This window comes from Weissella sp. ESL1156, assembly GCF_058505625.1.
Genome location: NZ_CP196372.1, coordinates 477,270 through 498,108, shown reverse-complemented (window position 1 = coordinate 498,108; position 20,839 = coordinate 477,270). Strand labels below are relative to the sequence as shown.

Annotated in this window: 24 protein-coding genes and 1 pseudogene; 22 read left to right on the top strand and 3 right to left on the bottom strand. The window is 32.0% G+C overall.

The annotated features are described in order from the left end of the window. Nucleotides 1-106: 106 nt before the first annotated feature. Nucleotides 107-853, top strand: coding sequence for a nicotinamide riboside transporter PnuC (gene pnuC, locus ACSKY2_RS02500; RefSeq protein WP_489878024.1), 747 nt, complete (start codon nucleotides 107-109; stop codon nucleotides 851-853). Between the two features lie 400 nt (nucleotides 854-1,253). Here pnuC and ACSKY2_RS02495 read toward each other — a convergent pair whose 3' ends face one another. Further along, complete coding sequence (locus tag ACSKY2_RS02495) at nucleotides 1,254-1,619, bottom strand: TIGR02328 family protein (protein WP_489839459.1); 366 nt, start codon at nucleotides 1,617-1,619, stop codon at nucleotides 1,254-1,256. A gap of 240 nt (nucleotides 1,620-1,859) precedes the next feature. Here ACSKY2_RS02495 and ACSKY2_RS02490 point away from each other — a divergent pair, with 240 nt between their 5' ends. From ACSKY2_RS02490 to ACSKY2_RS02435, 12 genes and pseudogenes are all read left to right on the top strand, one after another. Beyond that, complete coding sequence (locus ACSKY2_RS02490) at nucleotides 1,860-2,189, top strand: DMT family transporter (protein WP_489878023.1); 330 nt, start codon at nucleotides 1,860-1,862, stop codon at nucleotides 2,187-2,189. Nucleotides 2,190-2,841: 652 nt separating this feature from the next. Beyond that, nucleotides 2,842-3,096, top strand: a complete 255-nt coding sequence (locus ACSKY2_RS02485; protein WP_489878022.1) for a hypothetical protein — start codon at nucleotides 2,842-2,844, stop codon at nucleotides 3,094-3,096. Between the two features lie 727 nt (nucleotides 3,097-3,823). After that, complete coding sequence (locus ACSKY2_RS02480; protein WP_489878021.1) at nucleotides 3,824-5,512, top strand: BspA family leucine-rich repeat surface protein; 1,689 nt, start codon at nucleotides 3,824-3,826, stop codon at nucleotides 5,510-5,512. A 404-nt stretch (nucleotides 5,513-5,916) separates the two neighbouring features. Beyond that, the gene (locus tag ACSKY2_RS02475; RefSeq protein ID WP_489878020.1) at nucleotides 5,917-7,623 is read left to right on the top strand and encodes a BspA family leucine-rich repeat surface protein; all 1,707 of its coding nucleotides are present in this window, start codon (nucleotides 5,917-5,919) and stop codon (nucleotides 7,621-7,623) included. Between the two features lie 180 nt (nucleotides 7,624-7,803). Continuing rightward, nucleotides 7,804-7,929, top strand: coding sequence for a hypothetical protein (locus ACSKY2_RS02470; RefSeq protein ID WP_489878019.1), 126 nt, complete (start codon nucleotides 7,804-7,806; stop codon nucleotides 7,927-7,929). A gap of 54 nt (nucleotides 7,930-7,983) precedes the next feature. Beyond that, entirely contained in the window at nucleotides 7,984-8,199 is a 216-nt protein-coding gene (gene mazE / locus ACSKY2_RS02465) for a type II toxin-antitoxin system PemI/MazE family antitoxin (RefSeq protein WP_489839465.1), read from the top strand. Continuing rightward, a complete protein-coding gene (locus ACSKY2_RS02460) occupies nucleotides 8,199-8,597 on the top strand; it encodes a type II toxin-antitoxin system death-on-curing family toxin (protein WP_489878018.1) in 399 nt (132 codons plus the stop codon). Before mazE ends, ACSKY2_RS02460 begins: the two co-directional genes overlap by 1 nt. A gap of 180 nt (nucleotides 8,598-8,777) precedes the next feature. Continuing rightward, nucleotides 8,778-9,608: pseudogene (locus tag ACSKY2_RS02455) on the top strand (PhzF family phenazine biosynthesis protein). Nucleotides 9,609-10,490: 882 nt separating this feature from the next. Next, complete coding sequence (locus ACSKY2_RS02450) at nucleotides 10,491-11,009, top strand: hypothetical protein (protein WP_489878017.1); 519 nt, start codon at nucleotides 10,491-10,493, stop codon at nucleotides 11,007-11,009. Beyond that, a complete protein-coding gene (locus tag ACSKY2_RS02445) occupies nucleotides 11,009-11,443 on the top strand; it encodes a hypothetical protein (RefSeq protein ID WP_489878016.1) in 435 nt (144 codons plus the stop codon). Before ACSKY2_RS02450 ends, ACSKY2_RS02445 begins: the two co-directional genes overlap by 1 nt. After that, nucleotides 11,436-11,720, top strand: a complete 285-nt coding sequence (locus tag ACSKY2_RS02440; protein WP_491737204.1) for a YopX family protein — start codon at nucleotides 11,436-11,438, stop codon at nucleotides 11,718-11,720. The genes ACSKY2_RS02445 and ACSKY2_RS02440 overlap by 8 nt, the downstream gene beginning before the upstream one ends. Nucleotides 11,721-11,946: 226 nt before the next feature. Then, nucleotides 11,947-12,264 carry a hypothetical protein gene (locus tag ACSKY2_RS02435; RefSeq protein ID WP_489878014.1) on the top strand — a complete coding sequence of 106 codons (318 nt, stop codon included), beginning with the start codon at nucleotides 11,947-11,949 and terminating at the stop codon, nucleotides 12,262-12,264. A 587-nt stretch (nucleotides 12,265-12,851) separates the two neighbouring features. Here ACSKY2_RS02435 and ACSKY2_RS02430 read toward each other — a convergent pair. Further along, nucleotides 12,852-13,676, bottom strand: coding sequence for a CPBP family intramembrane glutamic endopeptidase (locus tag ACSKY2_RS02430; protein ID WP_489878013.1), 825 nt, complete (start codon nucleotides 13,674-13,676; stop codon nucleotides 12,852-12,854). Nucleotides 13,677-13,924: 248 nt separating this feature from the next. Beyond that, nucleotides 13,925-15,583 carry a hypothetical protein gene (locus ACSKY2_RS02425; RefSeq protein ID WP_489878012.1) on the bottom strand — a complete coding sequence of 553 codons (1,659 nt, stop codon included), beginning with the start codon at nucleotides 15,581-15,583 and terminating at the stop codon, nucleotides 13,925-13,927. A 187-nt stretch (nucleotides 15,584-15,770) separates the two neighbouring features. Between ACSKY2_RS02425 and ACSKY2_RS02420 the strand changes: the two genes are divergently transcribed. The 9 genes from ACSKY2_RS02420 to ACSKY2_RS02380 all read left to right on the top strand — a co-directional run bounded on the left by ACSKY2_RS02420 (nucleotide 15,771) and on the right by ACSKY2_RS02380 (nucleotide 20,837). Then, on the top strand, nucleotides 15,771-16,016 hold the full coding sequence (locus ACSKY2_RS02420; RefSeq protein ID WP_489878011.1) for a hypothetical protein: 246 nt from the start codon (nucleotides 15,771-15,773) through the stop codon (nucleotides 16,014-16,016). A gap of 76 nt (nucleotides 16,017-16,092) precedes the next feature. Continuing rightward, complete coding sequence (locus ACSKY2_RS02415; RefSeq protein WP_489878010.1) at nucleotides 16,093-16,359, top strand: hypothetical protein; 267 nt, start codon at nucleotides 16,093-16,095, stop codon at nucleotides 16,357-16,359. A gap of 27 nt (nucleotides 16,360-16,386) precedes the next feature. Then, nucleotides 16,387-16,803, top strand: coding sequence for a DNA-methyltransferase (locus tag ACSKY2_RS02410; protein ID WP_489878009.1), 417 nt, complete (start codon nucleotides 16,387-16,389; stop codon nucleotides 16,801-16,803). Between the two features lie 294 nt (nucleotides 16,804-17,097). Then, nucleotides 17,098-17,292 carry a hypothetical protein gene (locus ACSKY2_RS02405; protein WP_489878008.1) on the top strand — a complete coding sequence of 65 codons (195 nt, stop codon included), beginning with the start codon at nucleotides 17,098-17,100 and terminating at the stop codon, nucleotides 17,290-17,292. Nucleotides 17,293-17,440: 148 nt separating this feature from the next. Further along, nucleotides 17,441-18,043 carry an ImmA/IrrE family metallo-endopeptidase gene (locus tag ACSKY2_RS02400; protein WP_491737203.1) on the top strand — a complete coding sequence of 201 codons (603 nt, stop codon included), beginning with the start codon at nucleotides 17,441-17,443 and terminating at the stop codon, nucleotides 18,041-18,043. After that, on the top strand, nucleotides 18,043-18,543 hold the full coding sequence (locus ACSKY2_RS02395) for a hypothetical protein (protein ID WP_489878006.1): 501 nt from the start codon (nucleotides 18,043-18,045) through the stop codon (nucleotides 18,541-18,543). The genes ACSKY2_RS02400 and ACSKY2_RS02395 overlap by 1 nt, the downstream gene beginning before the upstream one ends. Before the next feature lie 62 nt (nucleotides 18,544-18,605). Then, nucleotides 18,606-18,740 carry a hypothetical protein gene (locus ACSKY2_RS02390; protein ID WP_489878005.1) on the top strand — a complete coding sequence of 45 codons (135 nt, stop codon included), beginning with the start codon at nucleotides 18,606-18,608 and terminating at the stop codon, nucleotides 18,738-18,740. Continuing rightward, a complete protein-coding gene (locus ACSKY2_RS02385; protein WP_489878004.1) occupies nucleotides 18,740-19,534 on the top strand; it encodes a terminase small subunit in 795 nt (264 codons plus the stop codon). The genes ACSKY2_RS02390 and ACSKY2_RS02385 overlap by 1 nt, the downstream gene beginning before the upstream one ends. Next, entirely contained in the window at nucleotides 19,521-20,837 is a 1,317-nt protein-coding gene (locus ACSKY2_RS02380) for a PBSX family phage terminase large subunit (RefSeq protein WP_489878003.1), read from the top strand. Before ACSKY2_RS02385 ends, ACSKY2_RS02380 begins: the two co-directional genes overlap by 14 nt. Nucleotides 20,838-20,839 lie beyond the last annotated feature (2 nt).

Below are 20,839 nucleotides of genomic sequence, written 5' to 3'. Positions count from 1 at the left end.
TTGAAAACTTATTATTAAAATCTATGAAATAACATAAAAAAGTTAGACATTTAAATAAATTTTGATTAATCTAAAATTTAACAAATAGTGATTCATCTGTTACAATATGTCTCTGTGCTTATCAGAGAAAGAGGTAGAAATTTTGGCGTATTTTAAATGGCTTTATAACGAGTTAACTGCAATTAATACTGCGGGAAGTATCATGTTAGCATTTATTTTTGGTGTACAACTCGCACTTTTTTTAAGTAATCCGATTACAGGATTGTCTGTGATTACTTTATTTGCAACTTTGATTGGTTCTGCATGTACGGTCTATATGATGATTGGAAAACCAATTAATGGGCTATTGGGATTAATTAGTGCGCTTGGTTATATTTATATTAATTGGCAAGCGGGACATTATGCTTCTGTTCTTGACCAACTTGTATTTATTTTACTGATTGACTTGCCTTTGATCATTACGTGGAAAACATGGGGACATCGAATTGTTGACGGTGTAAAATTTTTACGACTACGAGGATGGATATTGACCATTGCAGCTATGTTGATACTTTGGTTACCAGTTATTTGGATTTATACTCGTTTAGGTGACTCAAATCCAGTCTGGGATGCGATTGTTTTGATTATTGGTGCAACTGCCTCATTGTATGTTTTCTTTGGTTATGGTGATTCATATACTTTGTGGTTATTATCAGATATTGTTAATATTGCGCTGTGGGTATCCGCGTTAGCAGCAGGGTACTCAGCAAGTTCATTACCAATGTTACTAACAATGGCCTTTTATTTAGCAACGGCTTTATATGGCCGTTTTTGGTCAGTTTGGAGTGGACATAAAAATAGACAAGCATTGTGATTCATAAAAAAGCCTCCCAAAATTAGGAGGCTTTTTTTATGATAACTTTTCCATTATCTCTATGAATACCTGACCATGTCAATGATAAAACGCCAAATAATAACCATGTAAAAAATTAGGGAAAATACATTTATAATCAAGCATTGTATTATTTCAGCATAGTTCCAAGTTGTCCGCAAATTTTTAAAGAGTTCAATATCTTTGGCATCTTCTTTTTGCATAAAAAAACTCAATGGATTGAAGTCCATTGAGCAATAGAGAATTGTAAGCGCAAAATCTCTCGTATATATCATACAATTCAATTTTACCACGTAAGGAAAGTCAATATAATAGTTTTTCGTGATCTATTTATTCCAAAGATGAAACAAAATTTATGAGTTAAGCATTGATATATTAGTTATCAATCAAGATTTATTCCCTTTTGTTTTAAATTTTGAAGACATGCTTGATAGTAATTTAAATCATGCTCAGGATAGATAGGATATGTTAACGGTACAGGCACAAGCGCTTTGTATGCAGGTATATTCACGCCCCGATAAAGAGGGTTAAACCATACAGAATTGGGTACATAACCACGCTGTTGCATTTCATACATAACTTTTTCATGATATTGAAACAGTTTGTAGGGTGAATATTGAAAGACATAGTTTACTGTACGATGTTTTTTACCCCAACCGCCACCACGTAGAGCACAGCATTCTCTATGTTGGCCAAGTAATTGTTGTCTTGGTAGTTTTGTAATTAAAGCTTCATGCCATAGCCGCATCGTTCTTTCCTTTCAAGTATCATTATTGATATTTTATATTTAAATCGATTAAATGAATTGCCCACATTATAACGTAAAAATTTACTTTCGTAATTAGTTTTTTGATATTTAGTTGGTTACTGAATTTATGATCACTAACGTTTATTTAAATCATCAAATACTATTTATGAATAAAAAAGTCTTTCTTTAAGAATACCTATTATGATATTCTTACTATTATTTATTGTTAGGAGATTTTTCATGAATATGGGATATATCTATTTAGCGATTGCGGTTATTTCAGAAGTTATTGGCTCAAATCTTGTGATTGAAACAGCAGGTTTTACAAGACTTAAGCCAACGTTACTTTGTATTTTGTGCTTTGGTATAGCAATTTATATGTTGTCACTTACTGTGAAATATATACCGCTTTACATTGCTTATGCAATTTGGGGTGGCGTGGGAATCATCTTAGTGACACTTGTCGGTCTACTTTTTTGGAAGCAAAGCATTAATTTACCTACCTTATTAGGTATTTTTTTCATTGTTGTTGGTGTAGTTATTGTCAATTTATTCGGTAAGGCGCATTAAAAAAATGTTTAAGTTATATTTAGGTCTGATTTAACTTTTTCATAATAGAATAATTGCTGTAGGTAGTTTGTTTCTACCTATATTTTTACTACAAGTGCACCTATCTTATTGGAAAGATAAGATAGGTGCATTTGTCGTTAGACAAGTAATTTTTAAACGCCAACTTATTTCAGACTTATCCAAAATAAAAATGTCCAATCCTTGGCTTGATTGGACATTTAAGTAATTAGAATTTGGGACTCTATTACTTTATTATAATAACACTAGAAATTTTGGTTTTCAATACTAAATGATTTCATTATTGAAATTTTATAATAGCGATATTGAAACTACTTAGTCGGAAAGATAATCTTTCTAAGATTTATTGATACTAGTATCAACACGACAAATTGACGAAAAAATAAGAAACGAGTAATATCATATTTCATGCTATCTGCACTAAAAGGGTTAATCAGTGTGAAATATAAACATTAATATTCGTGATTTATGGATACGATTTGGTGCATATTTGTTGCAGATAATAAAATTTTTTTAAAAGTAAATAATTACACACATCATGATACAGTTAAAAGTGATTCTACTGTATAATAATTAAATGTAAGATAATAAGAATATATAAATAAATTATTGTTGGCATATAAGGAGGTATATTATGATTGGTTTACATGTTTTTTTTGGGGTGATGATCGTCGTAGGTGCGATGATGACGGCAATTTCATTTCAAGGTGATACAGATAAATTAACAAAGTGGCAAAAATTTTCATTGATTATAACAATATCTGCTATTGGTCTCACAATAGTTTCAGTTGTTTTTGTCTATGCGTCTATTTATATTGGTTTGTTATTATTTGTACTTTTGGCAGCATATGAATATTTTGCTTTCGTACGAGTAGTTCGTGAAAAATAGTTGTGATAATTAACTAAAAGCGTGATTTCATATAATGAAATACGCTTTTTTAAATGCATAAGGTAAAACAGGAGGGCAAGGTGAACATCTTACGCTTACCAATAACTTATTTTGTCATAGTGATTTATTTAAACACTTAGAATGAAGAACTAAGTTAATTTTTAATTAGTATGTCTAGCATTGAATATGGACCATTTTTTAGAAATATTCGTCAGATATGACTAACTACGGGTTTAAATAACCATATTAATTAATGTTCAATAGTCACTTTAAGATAGGCATAACAGAAACATTTAATAACTATCATTAATTAAAATCATCAAGCAAAAGAATGATAATTATTTGTATTGTATAAAAAAATATGAACACTTATAATTTAAACAACTTGATGATAACTATGAAAAAATTATCCTTGAATAAACTCATTTTAAAAAGCTGCCCATTTTCATCAAGTTTAAAATCCACTAAGATATGTCATTTAGCATAACTTAGTGGATTTTTTTGTGTCTAATATGAATAGTTTGATGTACCAATAAACGTTTATTGATTAATTTCTATACAATAGAATATATTAATTTTTTGATATATTATTTATATAATATGTATGCAATTAATTGATTATGTTAGTGAAATGCTTGTGAACTTATTCTCAAAATACTGGCAATATGTTAAAATTAGTTGATTATCGTTACCAATGCCATTAATTTTTGAGGGGAGAACTTTTTTAATGAAAAAGAGTTTTGCAGTAAGTTTATTAACGGGTGCCTCAGTGCTGATGTTAGCTAATTCATTAGAAATTAGTAATATTTATGCTGAGGGAACACCGCAAAGTGAGATAAATAATCAATCAAGTATACAAACTGGAACCTGGGGAACTTGTAATTGGACTTTTGATAGTGAGACAGGCACAATGACTCTTGAGGGTGGACAAGCTGGTTCTAACAGTAATTCCCCTTTGAGAGATTCATCTATACAACATATTGTGATAAAAAATAAAGTTATTTTGCCATCTGATTGTACGGGTTTATTTATGCATAATTCAATATCGACTATTGATGGTGCCGATAAATTAGATACATCACATGTTACGAATATGTCATATATGTTTTATAATGTGGCTGGCTTAAATACATTAGATATTAGTAATTGGGATACGTCTAATGTTAAGGATATGTCAAATATGTTTTCTGGTGCATCTAGCTTAACCAATTTAGATGTCAGTCGTTGGGATACGTCTAATGTTAAGGATATGTCAAATATGTTTGCTAATGCATCTAGCTTAACCAACCTAGATGTCAGTCGTTGGGATACGTCTAATGTTAGGGATATGTCAAATATGTTTTCTGGTGCATCTAGCTTAACCAATTTAGATGTCAGTCGTTGGGATACGTCTAATGTTACAGGTATGTGGGGTATGTTTGCTGCTACATCCAACTTGAGAGAATTAGATGTCAGTCATTGGGACACGTCTCAAGTTACGAGTATGTCGGGTATGTTTCAAGGTGCATCTAGCTTAATTAATTTAGATGTTAGTCGTTGGGATACGTCTCAAGTTACGAGTATGTCAGTTATGTTTGCTGATGCATCTGGCTTGAGAACATTGGACACTAGTCATTGGGACACATCTAATGTTTGGACTATGTATTTTATGTTTCAAGGTGCATCCAGCTTGAACAAGTTAGATTTAAGTCATTGGGACACGTCTAATGTTACAAGTATGTTTAACATGTTTAGTGAAACCAAAATAAAAGAGCTGGTTTTAGGAAACAAAAGTAAACTTTCTAATCCAGCCTTACCCGATGTACCCAGTAATAATGAATATACAGGTAAATGGGTATATGTGAAAGACACAATGGGAAATACAATAGTTGATGGACCAACATATACATCGGATAAATTATTAAGCGATTTTAATGAACCAGGAACTTATGTCTGGCAGGAATTTAATAATAACTCAGGTGCAGCAAGTAGTAGTTCATCAAGTGCATCTTCATCTGATAGTAGCAGTTCGTCAAGTAATGATACGTCTTCAAGTAATGTAAGTTCATCAAGTGCATCTTCATCTGATAGTAGCAGTTCGTCAAGTAATGATACGTCTTCAAGTAATGTAAGTTCATCAAGTAATGATACAACGTCAAGTAATGTAAGTAGTCCTAACAATGATGATGGCAACAACACACAAAATAATGTATCCACTAATTCTGCGGTAACTAACAATACGAAGCAATCAACAGTTTCAGAAAAGCACAAACAAGATGGTCAGGAAAAAAGTGGTCGTATGATAAATTTGCCTAAAACAGCTGCTAAAGTAGTAAATAATGTTAATAAGCACAAAGGTATTTATGGCTTATTAATTGTTGGAGCGGTTTTAGTCACAAGCGGATTAATTTTTATAAAAAGTAAGCGTAAAAATTAAATATAATTTTGAAAAAAGGAAGTAGCAATTATTATGCAACAAGAACACCAACATTCAATTATGCTGGTGCTTTTGTATGCTGTTAGAGCATAATTAAAGTATAAATATGGAAAAGTTATGTAATTAATTGCGTATAATATATATTAAAAAATTAATTTGTGCTATTCATAAAGTTGTGAGATTATACACACAAAACAATTGACTAGTGGGGATTTTTTCACTTAATACTGTTATATAAATGTGTTCATTAACTGCTTTTCGATAAATACTGAAAAAAATGCTTATTTACTAATTTTTTTGTAATTAAACATTTGTGAACTTATTCTCAAAATACTGCAACATGTTAAAATTAGTTGATTATCGTTACCAATGTCATTAATTTTTGAGGGGGGAAGAACTTTTTTATGAAAAAAAGTTTAAAAATAAGTTTTTTAACATTAGTATCAATGATGTCTGTGAATTCAATAATAACTAATAATGTTTTGGCAGATGACAATCAATCATCTAGTGAGCTAATAAATATAGATAGCGTGGCCAATGATACATCTGGAATATGGGGTACCTGTCCTTTTCAGTATGATGCTAGTACGCAAACACTTACTTTGGCAGGTGGCGTAATAACTAATCCTAACTATGGTGGCTTACAACTCAGTGAATCTGTAAAACATATAAAAATTACCAACACTGTCAAACTACCTGAAAATTCTAGTTATCTGTTTTCATTTTTTCCTGATTTAGAGGATATATCTGGAAGTAATAACATAGATACATCAGCGGTTACAAACATGCGTGGTTTATTTTATGACAACAAGAATTTGACACAGTTAGATGCTAGTCATTGGGATATGTCGCATGTGACGTCTGTGTTAGATATGTTTTATGGTACTAGCAACTTAAAAAATCTGGATGCTAGTGGTTGGCAATTGGCAAATTTGACAAGTATGCAGAGAATGTTTTATCAATCTGGGATTGAAAATTTAGATACTAGTCATTGGGACACATCAAACGTCACAAACATGTTAGATGTGTTTTATGGTACTGGCAATTTAAGGAATTTAGATATTAGTGGTTGGGATACAGCGAATGTCAAAACGATGCAAAGAATGTTTTATCAATCTGGGATTGAAAACTTAAGTACTAGTCATTGGGATACATCAAATGTCACAAATATGGTAGATATGTTTTATGGTACCAGTAATTTAAGAAAATTAGATGTTAATGGTTGGAATACATCGAATATTACAACAATGATGAGAATGTTTTATCAATCTGGAATTAAAGACTTAGATGCCAGTCATTGGGACACAGCAAATGTCACAAATATGATAGATATGTTTAACGGTACCAATAACTTAACGAGTTTAAATATCAGTAGTTGGGATATGTCAAATATTGTAACCTATAGAATATTTAAAAATAGTTCTGTCAATAAATTAATTTTAGGTTTTAAAAATAAATTTGATAATTATGACCTGCTGCCTGATGTACCAAATGATAATATATATACAGGTAAATGGGTATATCAAGCAGATCCATCAGGCAATAGTATCAGCAATGGTCCTACGTATACATCTAGTGAGTTAACAAGTAGTTATACACCTGAAAAAGCAGGAACTTACGTTTGGCAAAAGATAAACGATGATGCAGCTAGTTCAAGCTCGTCAACAAGCGACAATTCAAGTTCATCAGTAAGTAGTAGTTCGAGTTCATCGACAAGCAATAATTCTACCTCATCGAATAAGCCAGATGTAGATTCGTCAGTCAGTAACGGTTCAAACTCATCTTCGGAAAACGAAACAAGTACTACTTCCCCAAGTCATGTTGATAATGGCACTGATACTAGTGGCATAACATCATCAGCTAACAGCAGTTCTTTAGGATCAATGACAAATTCAAGTAATCATGCCATTAGTACTAATTCAAATTTGTCAGCAACTAATTCGTCTAACAGTCATGATGACAAAACAAAGAAAAAGATTAGTTTACCTAAGACGGCCACTAAATTTGTTAACAATGTGCAGGAACATAAATTTTCGTATAGTGTTTTAGTAGCTGCTTTAATTTTTCTTACAAGCGGATTAGTATTAACTACATCTAAGCATAAGCATTAAAAATAACTTCAAGTACAAAACGTTATATGTCAATAAATGTTGATATATAGCTTTTTTTGTGTAAAACGTTTGGTTTATATTTATTTCTTGGTGCATTAGTTATCTTATTAGTGATAGTTAATAAATTAGAGGTAATATAATGATAGATAATAAAACGAGTGCCTAAAATGAAGCTAAGTAATGGTGGCTACAAAAAATAAGGAACATAAGAATCGAACTTATGCACGATCGTTTATTAAAAATTTAGCTATGGCAGAAAACTTAAATGAATTGAAAGGGCCAATTTCAGAACGTGAAAATAATTGACGTTAACTATAACTATGTATATACTTATATGTATACAAAAAGGAGGTGGGCAATATGGTAGTAAAAGCACGTAAAGTAGGAAACTCCACAACCGTTACAATTCCCAGTTCGTTTAATATCCCTGAAAATACAGAGTTTGAAGTGAAATCTGATAATGATGGTAATATTATTTTTAGCCCTATTGTCAAATTGTCTGGTCAACAAACTGATAATATTCATGATTTCATGGATCAGTTTAAACCCTTGATGGAACAATTAAAGAATAAGTAATGCGATATTTGACAATAGCTGAATTAGAGGCAATCAATCAGTATGCTGTTCAAATGGTAGGTGGTCATAATTATGGCGTGCAATCACATGAGGCTTTGTTAGTTGTCGTTGATCAACCACAACAAGTTGTTTTTGGCAAAGAATTATATCCAACCATCTGGTTAAAAGCAGCTTTTATTTTGCAAAAGATTACAAAAAAACATGTATTTTTTGATGGTAATAAAAGAACTGCGATACAAGCTGCACTTTATTTTCTATCAATTAATGGTATCTCAGTTAAAAATGTAAATGTAGTGAACAAAACTGGTGAAAAATTAATGCTCATGGTCACTAATGCTCCAGACAGTGAAGAAGTCATGTTAGCTGTCGCAGAGTGGTTGGAAGCAATAACTAAATAGCGCTGCCATATGAATTATATGGCAGTTTTGGTTTATCCTAACTCTGCCATTTTATAATGCTATTGTTAAGTTTTATAAAACGGCATAGGTCACTTCAAATAGACATGATATTACCGATTTATTTTTAAGATTGCATGTGCTAAGATTGTGCAAATCATTTTTAAATAAGGAGACTATAAGATGAATGTCAATGTATATGTAGCTAGTGCTTTCAGCAAGGATGGGGCAGGCGTTGTTTTTATGGATCAACCTTTACAGGTATCTCAAAAGAAAGAGATTGCTTGACAATTAGGGTATGCTGAAACTGCTTTTATTTCACAATCTAAAGTAGCTGATTTTAGACTAGAATACTTTACGACTAAAGAAGAAGTAGACTTATGCGGTCACGCTACTATTGCAACCTTTGTCATATTAATGTACTTAAACAGGCTATCTAAAGAACAATATCAGATTGAGACCAATAGTGGTATTTTAGTGATTAATATTAAAGATTCAGTAGTTTTCATGCAGCAAAATAAGCCAACTTTTTATGAAGAATTATTGCCAGGAGAATTAGCTGAGTGTTTTGATATGAATTCTATTGATAGAAAATATCCAATTCAAATTGTTTCAACAGGTTTAAAAGATATTTTAGTACCTATAAAGTCAGAGCAAGCACTGCATGAATTACAACCAAACTTTGACAAAATTAAAAATGTTAGTGAGAAACATGATGTGATTGGTATGCACTTATATACGATACAAGAAAACCGTATTGTGTGCCGAAATTATGCGCCACTATACGATATTGACGAGGAATCAGCTACGGGAACGTCTAGTTGTGCGGTAGCCGGTTATTTATACACTCATAACTATTTGCGACAAAGCATGTATGTGTTTAATCAAGGTTATTCTTTGAATGCTCCTTCGGAAATATTAGTAAAACTGAATCATGATCAAGAAAATAATATTACTAGTATCTTTGCAGGTGGACGGGGCTATTATTGTGAAACAAAACAATTAATTGTTTAACATGAGTAAAGACGAATTAACTAAAGTATTACGAAAAAAATATGATATCTTTACCGGGAGTATATCACGAAAAATGAATACATGGACTCGTCATATCTTATCTGATAAGATAAACTGTAACTATATAATACGCAGTGAAAAAGGGCTTGAATACCATTAATAAATAAAAGTAGTTGGCTACATGTCACAATTGTCGATGTGTAGCCAACTACTTTTATTTTGCACTGAAAAGGGGGGTATTGATATGAAACCATAAAAAATACCATCTATCATTGATAGCGTAGATTACTACTTATCTACCGTTATAACCATCTCTTAAACCGTTGATAAAATTAGAAATGTTAGTCATTTGGCGTTGATGGGTCTACCTTGTTACTTGACTGGCTAAAAAATTCAGGTAAAACATTGATCACTACTAAGCCAGTTTCTAAAAGGATTACTAGTTAACTAGACTAGATTTTACACATTGGTGACTATTTCCTTTTTCATTCTGATTGGATTGAGGTATTTGTAGTGGGATAACAACGCACACGCTATGGAAAGGTTTTCTATAAAGCGGATGTTAAATGAAATTAATTCTCACTGTTCATTATGACTGATGAGGATTTTTTGCGTTGTTCTATTTCTAGTAACTAGCATTAATTTATGATAATAAACAAAACAATGATATTTATTTCTATTGTTTTAAAAAATATGAACACTTATAATTTAACCAACTTGATGTTGACTATGAAAAACCCATCCTTAAATAAATTGATTGTAAAACCTACAAATTTTCATCAAGTTTAAAGCCCACTGAGCTATGCTAATTTGCATAACTTAGTGGGCTTTTTTCATGTTTCAGATAATATTGTATAGGAATCAAAAAATAATGAAGAAAAAGTGAATACACAAATATTAAAAGAATGGACAACAGCAGGATTATCCAAAAATAAATATTTTATTGGAAATATTAACAAATATTTGTCTACTCTGAATTTAGCTACAAAAAATGAGCTAGAATCAAGAAAAATATTAATTTTAGCTATTCGGGCAACTAAATCTGAAGGTGGACATACAAGTGCGTATGTAAAAAATAAAATTGAAAGTTGGGTTGCCAATAATTTAAAAACGGCTGCAGAGGTTGGCCAATATGTAGAAGAATCACAAAAGATGCAATCTAAGAGGCGATATGGTCAACCTTTTAAACAAGAAACTAAAATGGTTAAGCCCACAAAAGATGATATTCAAAAACAAAATGAGCGTTTGGCTAAAGAACTTGGCTATGAAAGTGTTGAGGCAATGGCAAAAGGCACCCATGACATATTTGTAAATTTAAGGCGAACACGTTCGGAACGTTTGGCCAATAGAGCAAAAAATGGATTAACAGCAACTGGTCATCAGGTAATCAGGAGTTTTTAATGGCAAAGTTAGTAATTCCACTCAATGTGTTCCTCATTGTGACAACAAAAAATAAAAAACGACGCTTAGTGTATATGACCTTAAACGAATGGATCAACATTCATGGCAAACCAAAGGGGCGTATGATTGCAGCTAGAGATAAAAAGAAAATTCAAGCAAGAATTAGTTTGTACGTTGCTCAAGCAATGGTTGATGGTCTTAAACCAATCAACAAGCACACACGTCTCAATTTAACTTGGTACTTGGAAAATAGACGTATTGATTTAGATAATTGGAGCTTTACTCGTAAGTTCATTTTAGATGCCTTTCAAGAAACTTCTGTACGTGGCACGGTGTTTTATTTAACGTATATAGACGGCATACATGATGACTTTACAGGCATAGATAAGGATAACCCTCGTGTTGAAATAGATTGGATTGATGAAAATGGTTAAGTTTAGAGTTTGGAATGAAATGTATCACTGCTATTTCAGTAGTGACTATGGCGGTGAGTATGCCTTGAAAGAGACGGGAAACTTGATTGAAAGTGATGATTACGAACACTTTGATGATGTACCATACGATCAAAAATGTGTTGGTGAACAATGGACTGGCTTAAAAGATATGAATGACACCGACATTTACGAAGGCGATATTGTCAAAATCTTACGGACAGGTACAAGAAGAAGCATTGGTTTTGATGAAATTATATTTTCAGAAGCACTTTTCTGATTTAAACACGAAAATATTCGAGACGATTTTCTGTCTTTCTTATCTCATTCAGATATCTATAGCTTGAAGATTATTGGCAACGTTCATGAAAATACCGAGCTAGTGGAAAAGATAGGAGTACCAAACTAATGAAAAATATTGATCCAGTAAAATTAGCAATGCTTCTCATAGCACTAGTAACAATTGTTGGCGTCATTTGCGAAACAATAATTAAGGTGGTGGTCTAATGGGACAAAACAAAGATATCGATGAAACAGTAATCACGAATGATATTAACGTTATTAGCAGTGTGGATGAGCATTTTGCTCAAATGGCGAAATTAAAATCAGTGCAAGATGATATTAATGACAAGGTACAACATGATCTCCATTCTTTAGCTACAATACAAACTTGTGAAGATGAGCTTATCAATAGTCATGATAAAGAGCTGGATCGTATCAATGAAAATTTGACATTCACAATGGTCACGCTGTGTATCGTAGCCGTACTACTAATCATAACGATTATATTCCTGATTTTTGTAATTAATCAGGTAGGCTTATAACCACAAATAGTGATTGGAGCGAATTTAAAGTATATGAGAAACCTGAAGTAGTGTGAGAGGCACCAAGATGATTGAGAGGGGCTGTTAATGACAAGAGAAGAAGTAATTTCAAAATACAAAGGTGGTATTTCACTTTTCAAAGGTTATGCAACTGAAGAGTGGTTATTAGATGAGAAAAAACCACTAGTGATGAGCTTTATTTAATTGGATATGATGCTAATTTATACCCACTGCCTAATTTTGAAACATGGTCTCACAAAGGGCAAAAAACTACAAAAGACGAGATTATAAAGACGTTAAAATCATGGAAAGGTGCTGTTTATTTAGATGGTTGTAAGGTGATGTAATGACAGATAAAGCATAATCGTGGCGAATGAGCAACAAGGACGTGAAGTGTTAGAAAGGTTATATGGGCAAGGATAAATTTAAAGCGTTGAGATGTTTTCTCAACGCTTTTTTCTGAATTTAATTATATTTATCAATGAATAAGCACCAGGACGAAGACAAAAAATTCATCCTGATGCTTACAATTAATTAAGCTAATTGAGCTTTATACTAGACACTTCTTTATAAATTAATACGTTACATTATCCAATACTACGCTTTTTTCTTGTTAAATAAGCATAACCAATCACAGCTATGTATCCAAGCATGGCAAAAAGTGAAACTTCAATGCCAAATTCACCACCAGTTAATAATAGATTATCTGATTTAATTTGGTACCCTAGGATAGTATCAGGATTTTTTGTTGTACTAAAGGTAACAATCCCTCCAATGACTAAAAAGTTCCATGTTGAATGAACTAACATACTTGCCCAAATAGAATGACTGTACAACGTAATTAGCGAAAACATGATGCCAACTAAAGTACCACCAACAAGTAACATAATAGTGCTGGATAAATTAAGTCGACCATTTATTAAATGTAAACACCCAAACAAGAAGGAAGGTAGAAAGACAGCCCACTTTTCATTACTACATTCTTTAATAGACGTCATAATAATGCCACGAAAAACTGTTTCTTCTACAATGCCACTGCCCAAACTAATTGCAAAAAAAGCCTCCAAAACATATTGTATGCTTTTTGATTCAGAAAAATTATTAAAGTAAATTTTCCCAGGTAATAATAAATAAAACAAACTGAGTACAACTGTTGGTAACAGTACAGCTACTACCACCCACCGCCACTTTATTTGGAACTTCGAAATACCAAACTTACTTAACGGTTGTTTTTTATAGATTGTCATATAAATATAAAGTAATAGATACGTTACAAACACATAGGTTACACCAAATAAAATTCCTACAAAATAAGGTAAATCTAAGATGGACCACAATGCGGCAACACCCTGTGCTACAAGTAATATTAAAATTGATAAAAAACTATTAATTATGGCTTCTTTTTTTGACATATTGTATTCCCTTCATTCAATAAGGAGTAAATTGTTATATTCACTCTGTATTATAAAGTACTTAAAAGAAATTATAAACAGAGATAGTACACAACTAAGTAACGCACTTCGAAAATAGTTCAATTTTCCTAGTCTCCTTTTTGATCTAAATTATTCTGTCTTAGAATAATTATTAAATGAGGGCATAGTAAAATCCCAAAAGTCTTTAATTTTCGAAAACTTTTGGGATTTAATTCGGACTATTTTAATTATTTAGATGTTTGTGTTTTATCATTGTAAGTTATTTGACGATTTATAAAAGCTAGATAAATACTAAATGCGATGAAACTGCTAATTGAAAATATTAATAATAATGTATTAACGTTATCAACAGATACTATTTTAACAATGTTTCTACCTTTTACTGTCCTAACTTTAAGTAAATTTGGAGACAAGCTTTGTGATTTATGACCATTTACCCATATAATATATGATTTTCCTGCATACATAACGGCTGGTAATGAAATTATTTGCTTTTTCTTAGTATTAAATTTAAATGCAATACTATCATTGGTCAATTCTTTTTGTTTAGGTGATGTGATATTTGTGTTTAACACACTAATATTCTTTTTAGAGTTTGTGGCAGGTAAATAATCATTAAAAGTGTATCCATTTTCTAAAGTTGAATAATAGTTGCTTGAGGTTAAGGATCTGCGGTAAGTCCAATAATCATAGTGATTTTGATAAACAGCTGATAAAGAAAAAGCCATAATAATTATATTTAATAAAATTAATTTTTTTCTATTTACTTTACTATGATTTAAAAATAAAACAAATCCAACACAGATTAATAGACTAATCACCACCAAAAATCTACCATAGAATTGAATAACACTTAATGGTGTGTTTACCAGTTTCTTTATAGGCCACCAATCAAATATTAATAGGTAAACAACACCTGCACCAAAAATCCATTTTTTCCAGTCTACATTTTGATTAGTTTTATATGCAATAACTAGCAAGACAATTAGTAAAATTGTTACTGGCAAACCTAGGTTCCAGCCTATGGAATTTTCAGATTTAATATCATTATCAAATAATGTTGTTAGCATGGTATTCATGTCGATCATTGTTATTGTTTTAAAGGGTCCAACAATTTTATTTGACAAGTAAACAGATAGTAAATTATATATTGAGTACAAGCCAATAATTATGCCAACGATGCCAGCTTTACCTATCTCGATTAATTCATGTAGTGTAATTTTTTTTATTACACACTTATATAATATATTGATAAAAATCATGATAATGCCGAATATAAAAGAAATGATATGAGTGTTAATCAGAAGTCCCATGCTTAATCCAAGAACTAAAAAACCACCTTTTTTATAATCATTAATTTGTAACAATCCTAAGACTACCAAAGGTAAAAAAGCATAAGCTATTGATTCACCAAATGCAGATCGGGAATACATATCTATAAAATGATAGTTGTTAAATTGGTAAATTATTATTCCGGTATATATGACTAATCGGTTTTGTGATATATAACGAATAAGTGATTTTGTAGTCAATATTGTAATCATATTTAATATGAAAAAACCAGCTGCTAACCCCCACATAGGATTTTGAAATACTAAATTGGGAATTATAAATATTAATCCTGTTAACCAAGGATATAATGAATTAATAGCGACACCGGCAGCTGAATTCTGTGAAACATATTTAAAATTAAGAGTGTTAGGTATTTCATTATTTTTTAGTGAATCTGCGATAGACTGAAATCGAGCAAGATGATAAATACCATCTGGAGAAATATTATAAAAATGGCTTAAAAATGGAATGATTGTTGAAATAATAGCTAAACCGAAAACTAATATAACATCAACATAATTTACTTTGTTTTTCAAAAACCCATAGAAATTCAACTTGTATGGCCTCCGATTTTTCCTAAATAATATTAAAATATCTTGAAAGACGTTTTAATGCTACACGTATATATAGCATATGTAAACTATAAAATTAACGAAAAGCCTTTTTATATATTCTGTTTAGGAATACATTGTTTACATGTTATAATTATGGAATATAAAAGTTCTTATGGAGGTTGGTCTAATGGGGCTGTTAGGGTTATTGGGTGATTTTGAATTAGATGAAAAAGCAACAATTAATAATGTCCGTCGTTTTTTTGAACACGATTGGCCAATCATTCAGAACAGAGCACATATCAGCTTTGTAGATGTTAAGTCGCCTGTTATTAGTGGTATGCCAAGTGGTGGAATGATAGGGAATACAAAGTGTAAAAAGTTCGCTATTAGTTCGCATAAAGCGCGCATTTGTCAGCCACATAGCGCGTACTAAACGTTGTATTATGATAAAGTCGAATAATTGATAAAGAAGTCAGCACTAGGCTGTGATTACCTGGAGGAATTGAATAGTGAAGTTAATCAATGGTGAAACATTGACAGAAATGTCTAAGTTACCTGATGCATCAGTTGATATGATTTTGGCAGATTTGCCTTACGGCACAACGACTAATGAATGGGATGTGTTAATTCCGTTTGATAAGTTGTGGGAACAATATAATCGGATCATTAAAGAATATGGTGCGATTGTGTTATTTGGTCAAGGTTTATTTGCCAATCATTTAATCTCATCAAATGAAAAGATGTATCGTTACAAATGGATTTGGAAAAAAGCATGAGCCGTTGGATTTTTGAATGCTAAACGTATGCCGTTACGAACCGTAGAAGAAATTCTTGTTTTCTATAAAAAGTTGCCTACCTACACCCCACAAATGAGACAAGGTAAACCATATAAATCGGTTACTAAGCCACGTTTGGTACGTCATTACCGGGCAACTAAGAAAACTGTCGTAACGGAGAACAAAGGTGAACGCTATCAAATCGACATATTAGAATATGAGCAACCATCAGTGCATGATAAAGGCGTACATCCAACTGAAAAACCAGTTAACTTGTTGAGCTATTTGATTAAGACCTATACAAAGCCAGGTGATTTAGTGTTAGACAATACTATGGGAAGTGGCTCAACAGGTGTTGCTGCTAAGCTAACGAATCGTGATTTTATTGGCATTGAATTGAACAAAGAATTCTATAATATTGCAGTTAGTCGTATTGATGACTAATTAATAAATAGCAAGCGTGGGGGGAAAAGGTAGACCCTAATGAAGTTATAAGACAAAGATGTGGGAAAAAGGTGCTGGAATGACGAAGTTGAAATGAGCCTGATAAAGCCCCCATCTATAACATGAGGATAAATTAACTTTCAGCCCAAGTAATTAGTTATATGCTAATTGAAAAGACAACGGTGACTTCTAATCCTTATGGTGTCATGTTAGGTGCAAATCCTAACCACTTGTATAAAGTTTGATAATCATATCTACAAGTAGTACACTGCCTGTATACAAGGAGAATTATATATGATTATTTTAAGCGGTAACGAACAGAGCGGATATACTTCCAATGGAGAAAAGTATGGGTATAAAGTTCACAATTTACAATCAACTTATGAGGGTGGTGTGCAACGTGAATTAGAAGTTGGGCATCGGTTATATGATGGCGATTTTGGAGGCAAATTCAAATTTGCTGGTGAAACGTGGAATGTACAGGATTGAAAATAATGAAGGTTATTCAAATGGGTAACCTTTTTATTTTGGAATTAATGTATAAATGGCATAAGATTATAGAGCATATAATATAAAATATGTTAGTATTAGCTTAAAGAATTAGGAAATGTGTTATCGGAAATAGAAGGGTGATAATATGGTGTCTCTAGACAGGAAAAATGATATAGCAATTATTGCCGATAAGATACATTATATTGTTATGGCAGAAAACGTAGATAATGAAAATTTAGCAACATATTTGAGGTCTGTAAATATTGGTGTTTTTTCATCTGATTTAAGTGATACAGATGTAGATGCTTATATAACCTACAATTATGAAAAAAAACGGCCTGACATATATGTAGATAGCTCCGAAAATAAGCGTAGGCAGGTTTTTTCTATGGCGCATGAATTAGGTCATTTGGTTTTACATTGGAAATTTATACCAAATATGTATAACAAACAAAAATTTTTTGTGCCACCTGAACCAATTGAATCAAAAAAAGAAAGTGTATTAATGATTAACTATCGTCGTCAAGATTCTTATACTTTAGAACAATCGGAGCTTGAGTACGAAGCAAATTATTTTGCTTCCGATTTTTTGATTCCTGAAGATGATGTAATTGAGTTTTTAGAAACTTATCAGGGATTAGGATACTCTGATGCAGAGTTGATTAAACGTCTTAAGGTTAATTATTTTATTAGTGATGATACAGCACGCATCAAGTTAGAGCAATTGCGCAAAGTTATGGATATATAATGGGTGAAAATACTAATTTAGATGATTTATTAAAAAAAAGTCCCGCAATACAACGACCTAATGGCAATGATATTAAAGTAGAAAAATTATTACTTGATAATAGGACTGATAAAAATGATTTAAGTCAAGAGGAAAAAGAAGATTCTGAAAGTGGAATAAGCAGAGCTAAACTGCGACAAGAAGAACTAAGGATAAATGCTGCACAAGCAATTACCGAAAATCTAAAAGAAGAATTATTTGAAAAAAATAAGTTAAGAAAACGGCTTGTATACTTTTTAATGATATTTTTTATAATAGTTACAGCAGGAGTTGGTGTAGCAGTATTTATGCCTGAAAAAATAGTTTCAGAAAAAGTTAAATTAGCTCTTATCACAGGACTATTTGGAAATTTGTTGGGTTTACTTATTGTCGTTTATAAATATGCATTTACAAATACATCAAATTCTACAAAAGATATTGATTTATTAATGCATACTACATCATTTAAGAAAACAAAGTGAATAAAAAGCCAATTAGCAATAATTGGCTTTTTATTTTACACAAAATTAGTAGTAAATATGAAATGGAACTATGGTATCGAAATGTAGAAGCCTCCATTATTGGCAAGTTGGATGCACAAGAACGAAAAGAATTAAAAAAACAAGCTCAAATTAAACAACATAAGTCAGTTAAAAAGAAACGAGGTGGTGATATGTAATGGATCTAAAAGAACAAGCTAAGCAAGATTATTTAGCTGGTATGAAGATTAAAGATATTGCGCAAAAGATTGGTAAATCTGCCTCAACGATTCGTTCGTGGAAATCACGTTATAAATGGGATGATGTTTCAGATAAAACTGCAACAAAACGCAACAAAAGTGCAACGCAATACAAAAGCGTTGCAACGTCTCAAAAGGCGGACCAAGCGATTGATAATTTGTCTGATAGTGATTTAACAGATAAACAAAAGGCCTTTGTAATAGAGTTTGTAAGACTTTCAAATGCCACTCAAGCTTATATCAATGCTTATGATGCAACTTATAAAACAGCTGCAATTGCTGGTTCAAGGATGTTAAGAAATGTTAAGGTACAAAACGCGATTGCAACGCTGAGAAAAGCTAAGCTACAAGAGCTGTCTGTTAATACATTTGACTTAATACAAGACTTGGCAAAAGAAGCACGATCTGACTTAGGCGACTTCTTAGAGTTTGGTAATTATGATGCACTTGAAACTGATGTAGATGGCAATGTTGAGTTAGATGTGAATGATGAACCAGTAGTTGTCCATAAATCTTGGGTACAGTTTAAAGATAAAGATAAAGTTGATACGAGTTTGATTAAGAATATCAGTATGGGTAAAGATGGCCCACGTATTGAACTATATGACCGAGACAAGGCACGTAAACAGTTGTTAGATTATTTGATACAAATTGAATCAGTTAATGATAATAATCAGCAGATTGTTTTGTCTGATAGTACAAAGGAGCGGATGAAAGATAATGGAGAAGATTAATATTGATATTGCAACGTTAATTAATCCACACTTTGATAAGCTATGGAACACAGAGTGTCCCTATGTCATTGCTAAGGGTGGGCGTGGTTCATTCAAGTCATCAGTGCTTAGTCTATGGCTCATGTGGCAAATGTTATTACAAGTATTAAATAATCATAGAGCTAACGTCATTTGTATTCGTGAAAATCAAGCTTATTTACGTGATTCAGTCTATGAACAAATCTTATGGGCGCTTGATATGTTGCACTTAGATAATGAGTTCAGAACATTCAAATCACCATTGAAGATTGAACATATTAAGACAGGTTCAGCATTTTATTTTTATGGTGCTGACGATCCGCAAAAATTGAAGTCAAATAAAATACCTGATGTCATTGCTGTTTGGTATGAAGAAGCTGCTAATGTTAAATCAGCGGAAGTATTTGATCAAGCTAATCCCACATTTATTCGTAACAAGTCACCTTATGTTGATGATGTGAAAGTGTTTTATTCATACAACCCGCCTAAGAATCCTTATGACTGGATTAATGAATGGGTTGAGAACAAAAAGGCTGACGAGCAATATTTGGTAGACCATTCAACTTACTTAGATGATGAGTTAGGCTTTACCACTAAACAAACCATGGATCTAATTAATAGCTATAAAGAAAATGATTATGACTATTATCGTTATTTGTATTTAGGTGAAGCAATTGGGCTAGGGACAAATGTTTACAATATGGATATGTTCCACCCACTTGATGTAATCCCCAATGATGACTCAATGACTCAAGTAGCCTATGCCGTTGATGCTGGTCATGCTAATTCAGCCACAACAGCTTTATGTATTGGTGTAACGGCCAAAAAGAAAGCTATTTTATTAGACACTTATTACTACTCGCCAGCTGGTCAAGCAATTAAATTAGCACCTAGCGATTTATCAATTAAAATACATGATTTTATTGCTAACCAAACGAAACAATCATGGGGAAGATTACCAGTTGTTAAGCGTACGATTGATAGCGCAGAAGCTGCATTAAAAAATCAATACTTCAAGGACTGGCAAATATCTTGGCATCCAGTAGCAAAAAAGAAGAACACAACTATGATTGATAGCGTCTACTCATTATTAGCGAGTGGGCGTTTTTATTATCTTGATAATCAGGCCAATCAAGTATTCATTGAGCAACATCGTAACTATCAATGGGATGAAAAGACAGTTGAAACTGACGACCCGAAAGTTATCAAAGTTGATGATCACACGGTTGACGCGTTCAAGTATTTTGTATTAGACAATGCACGACTACTTGAATTAAAGGTTTAGGA

What these genes read in the sequence shown, in the direction of transcription:
- pnuC (WP_489878024.1), top strand. Translation starts at nt 107, where the DNA reads ATGTCTCTGTGCTTATCAGAGAAAGAGGTAGAAATTTTGGCGTATTTT.
- ACSKY2_RS02495 (WP_489839459.1), bottom strand. Translation starts at nt 1,619, where the DNA reads ATGCGGCTATGGCATGAAGCTTTAATTACAAAACTACCAAGACAACAA.
- ACSKY2_RS02490 (WP_489878023.1), top strand. Translation starts at nt 1,860, where the DNA reads ATGAATATGGGATATATCTATTTAGCGATTGCGGTTATTTCAGAAGTT.
- ACSKY2_RS02485 (WP_489878022.1), top strand. Translation starts at nt 2,842, where the DNA reads ATGATTGGTTTACATGTTTTTTTTGGGGTGATGATCGTCGTAGGTGCG.
- ACSKY2_RS02480 (WP_489878021.1), top strand. Translation starts at nt 3,824, where the DNA reads ATGAAAAAGAGTTTTGCAGTAAGTTTATTAACGGGTGCCTCAGTGCTG.
- ACSKY2_RS02475 (WP_489878020.1), top strand. Translation starts at nt 5,917, where the DNA reads ATGAAAAAAAGTTTAAAAATAAGTTTTTTAACATTAGTATCAATGATG.
- ACSKY2_RS02470 (WP_489878019.1), top strand. Translation starts at nt 7,804, where the DNA reads ATGGTGGCTACAAAAAATAAGGAACATAAGAATCGAACTTATGCACGA.
- mazE (WP_489839465.1), top strand. Translation starts at nt 7,984, where the DNA reads ATGGTAGTAAAAGCACGTAAAGTAGGAAACTCCACAACCGTTACAATT.
- ACSKY2_RS02460 (WP_489878018.1), top strand. Translation starts at nt 8,199, where the DNA reads ATGCGATATTTGACAATAGCTGAATTAGAGGCAATCAATCAGTATGCT.
- ACSKY2_RS02445 (WP_489878016.1), top strand. Translation starts at nt 11,009, where the DNA reads ATGGCAAAGTTAGTAATTCCACTCAATGTGTTCCTCATTGTGACAACA.
- ACSKY2_RS02440 (WP_491737204.1), top strand. Translation starts at nt 11,436, where the DNA reads ATGGTTAAGTTTAGAGTTTGGAATGAAATGTATCACTGCTATTTCAGT.
- ACSKY2_RS02435 (WP_489878014.1), top strand. Translation starts at nt 11,947, where the DNA reads ATGGGACAAAACAAAGATATCGATGAAACAGTAATCACGAATGATATT.
- ACSKY2_RS02430 (WP_489878013.1), bottom strand. Translation starts at nt 13,676, where the DNA reads ATGTCAAAAAAAGAAGCCATAATTAATAGTTTTTTATCAATTTTAATA.
- ACSKY2_RS02420 (WP_489878011.1), top strand. Translation starts at nt 15,771, where the DNA reads ATGGGGCTGTTAGGGTTATTGGGTGATTTTGAATTAGATGAAAAAGCA.
- ACSKY2_RS02410 (WP_489878009.1), top strand. Translation starts at nt 16,387, where the DNA reads ATGCCGTTACGAACCGTAGAAGAAATTCTTGTTTTCTATAAAAAGTTG.
- ACSKY2_RS02405 (WP_489878008.1), top strand. Translation starts at nt 17,098, where the DNA reads ATGATTATTTTAAGCGGTAACGAACAGAGCGGATATACTTCCAATGGA.
- ACSKY2_RS02400 (WP_491737203.1), top strand. Translation starts at nt 17,441, where the DNA reads ATGGTGTCTCTAGACAGGAAAAATGATATAGCAATTATTGCCGATAAG.
- ACSKY2_RS02395 (WP_489878006.1), top strand. Translation starts at nt 18,043, where the DNA reads ATGGGTGAAAATACTAATTTAGATGATTTATTAAAAAAAAGTCCCGCA.
- ACSKY2_RS02390 (WP_489878005.1), top strand. Translation starts at nt 18,606, where the DNA reads ATGGAACTATGGTATCGAAATGTAGAAGCCTCCATTATTGGCAAGTTG.
- ACSKY2_RS02385 (WP_489878004.1), top strand. Translation starts at nt 18,740, where the DNA reads ATGGATCTAAAAGAACAAGCTAAGCAAGATTATTTAGCTGGTATGAAG.
- ACSKY2_RS02380 (WP_489878003.1), top strand. Translation starts at nt 19,521, where the DNA reads ATGGAGAAGATTAATATTGATATTGCAACGTTAATTAATCCACACTTT.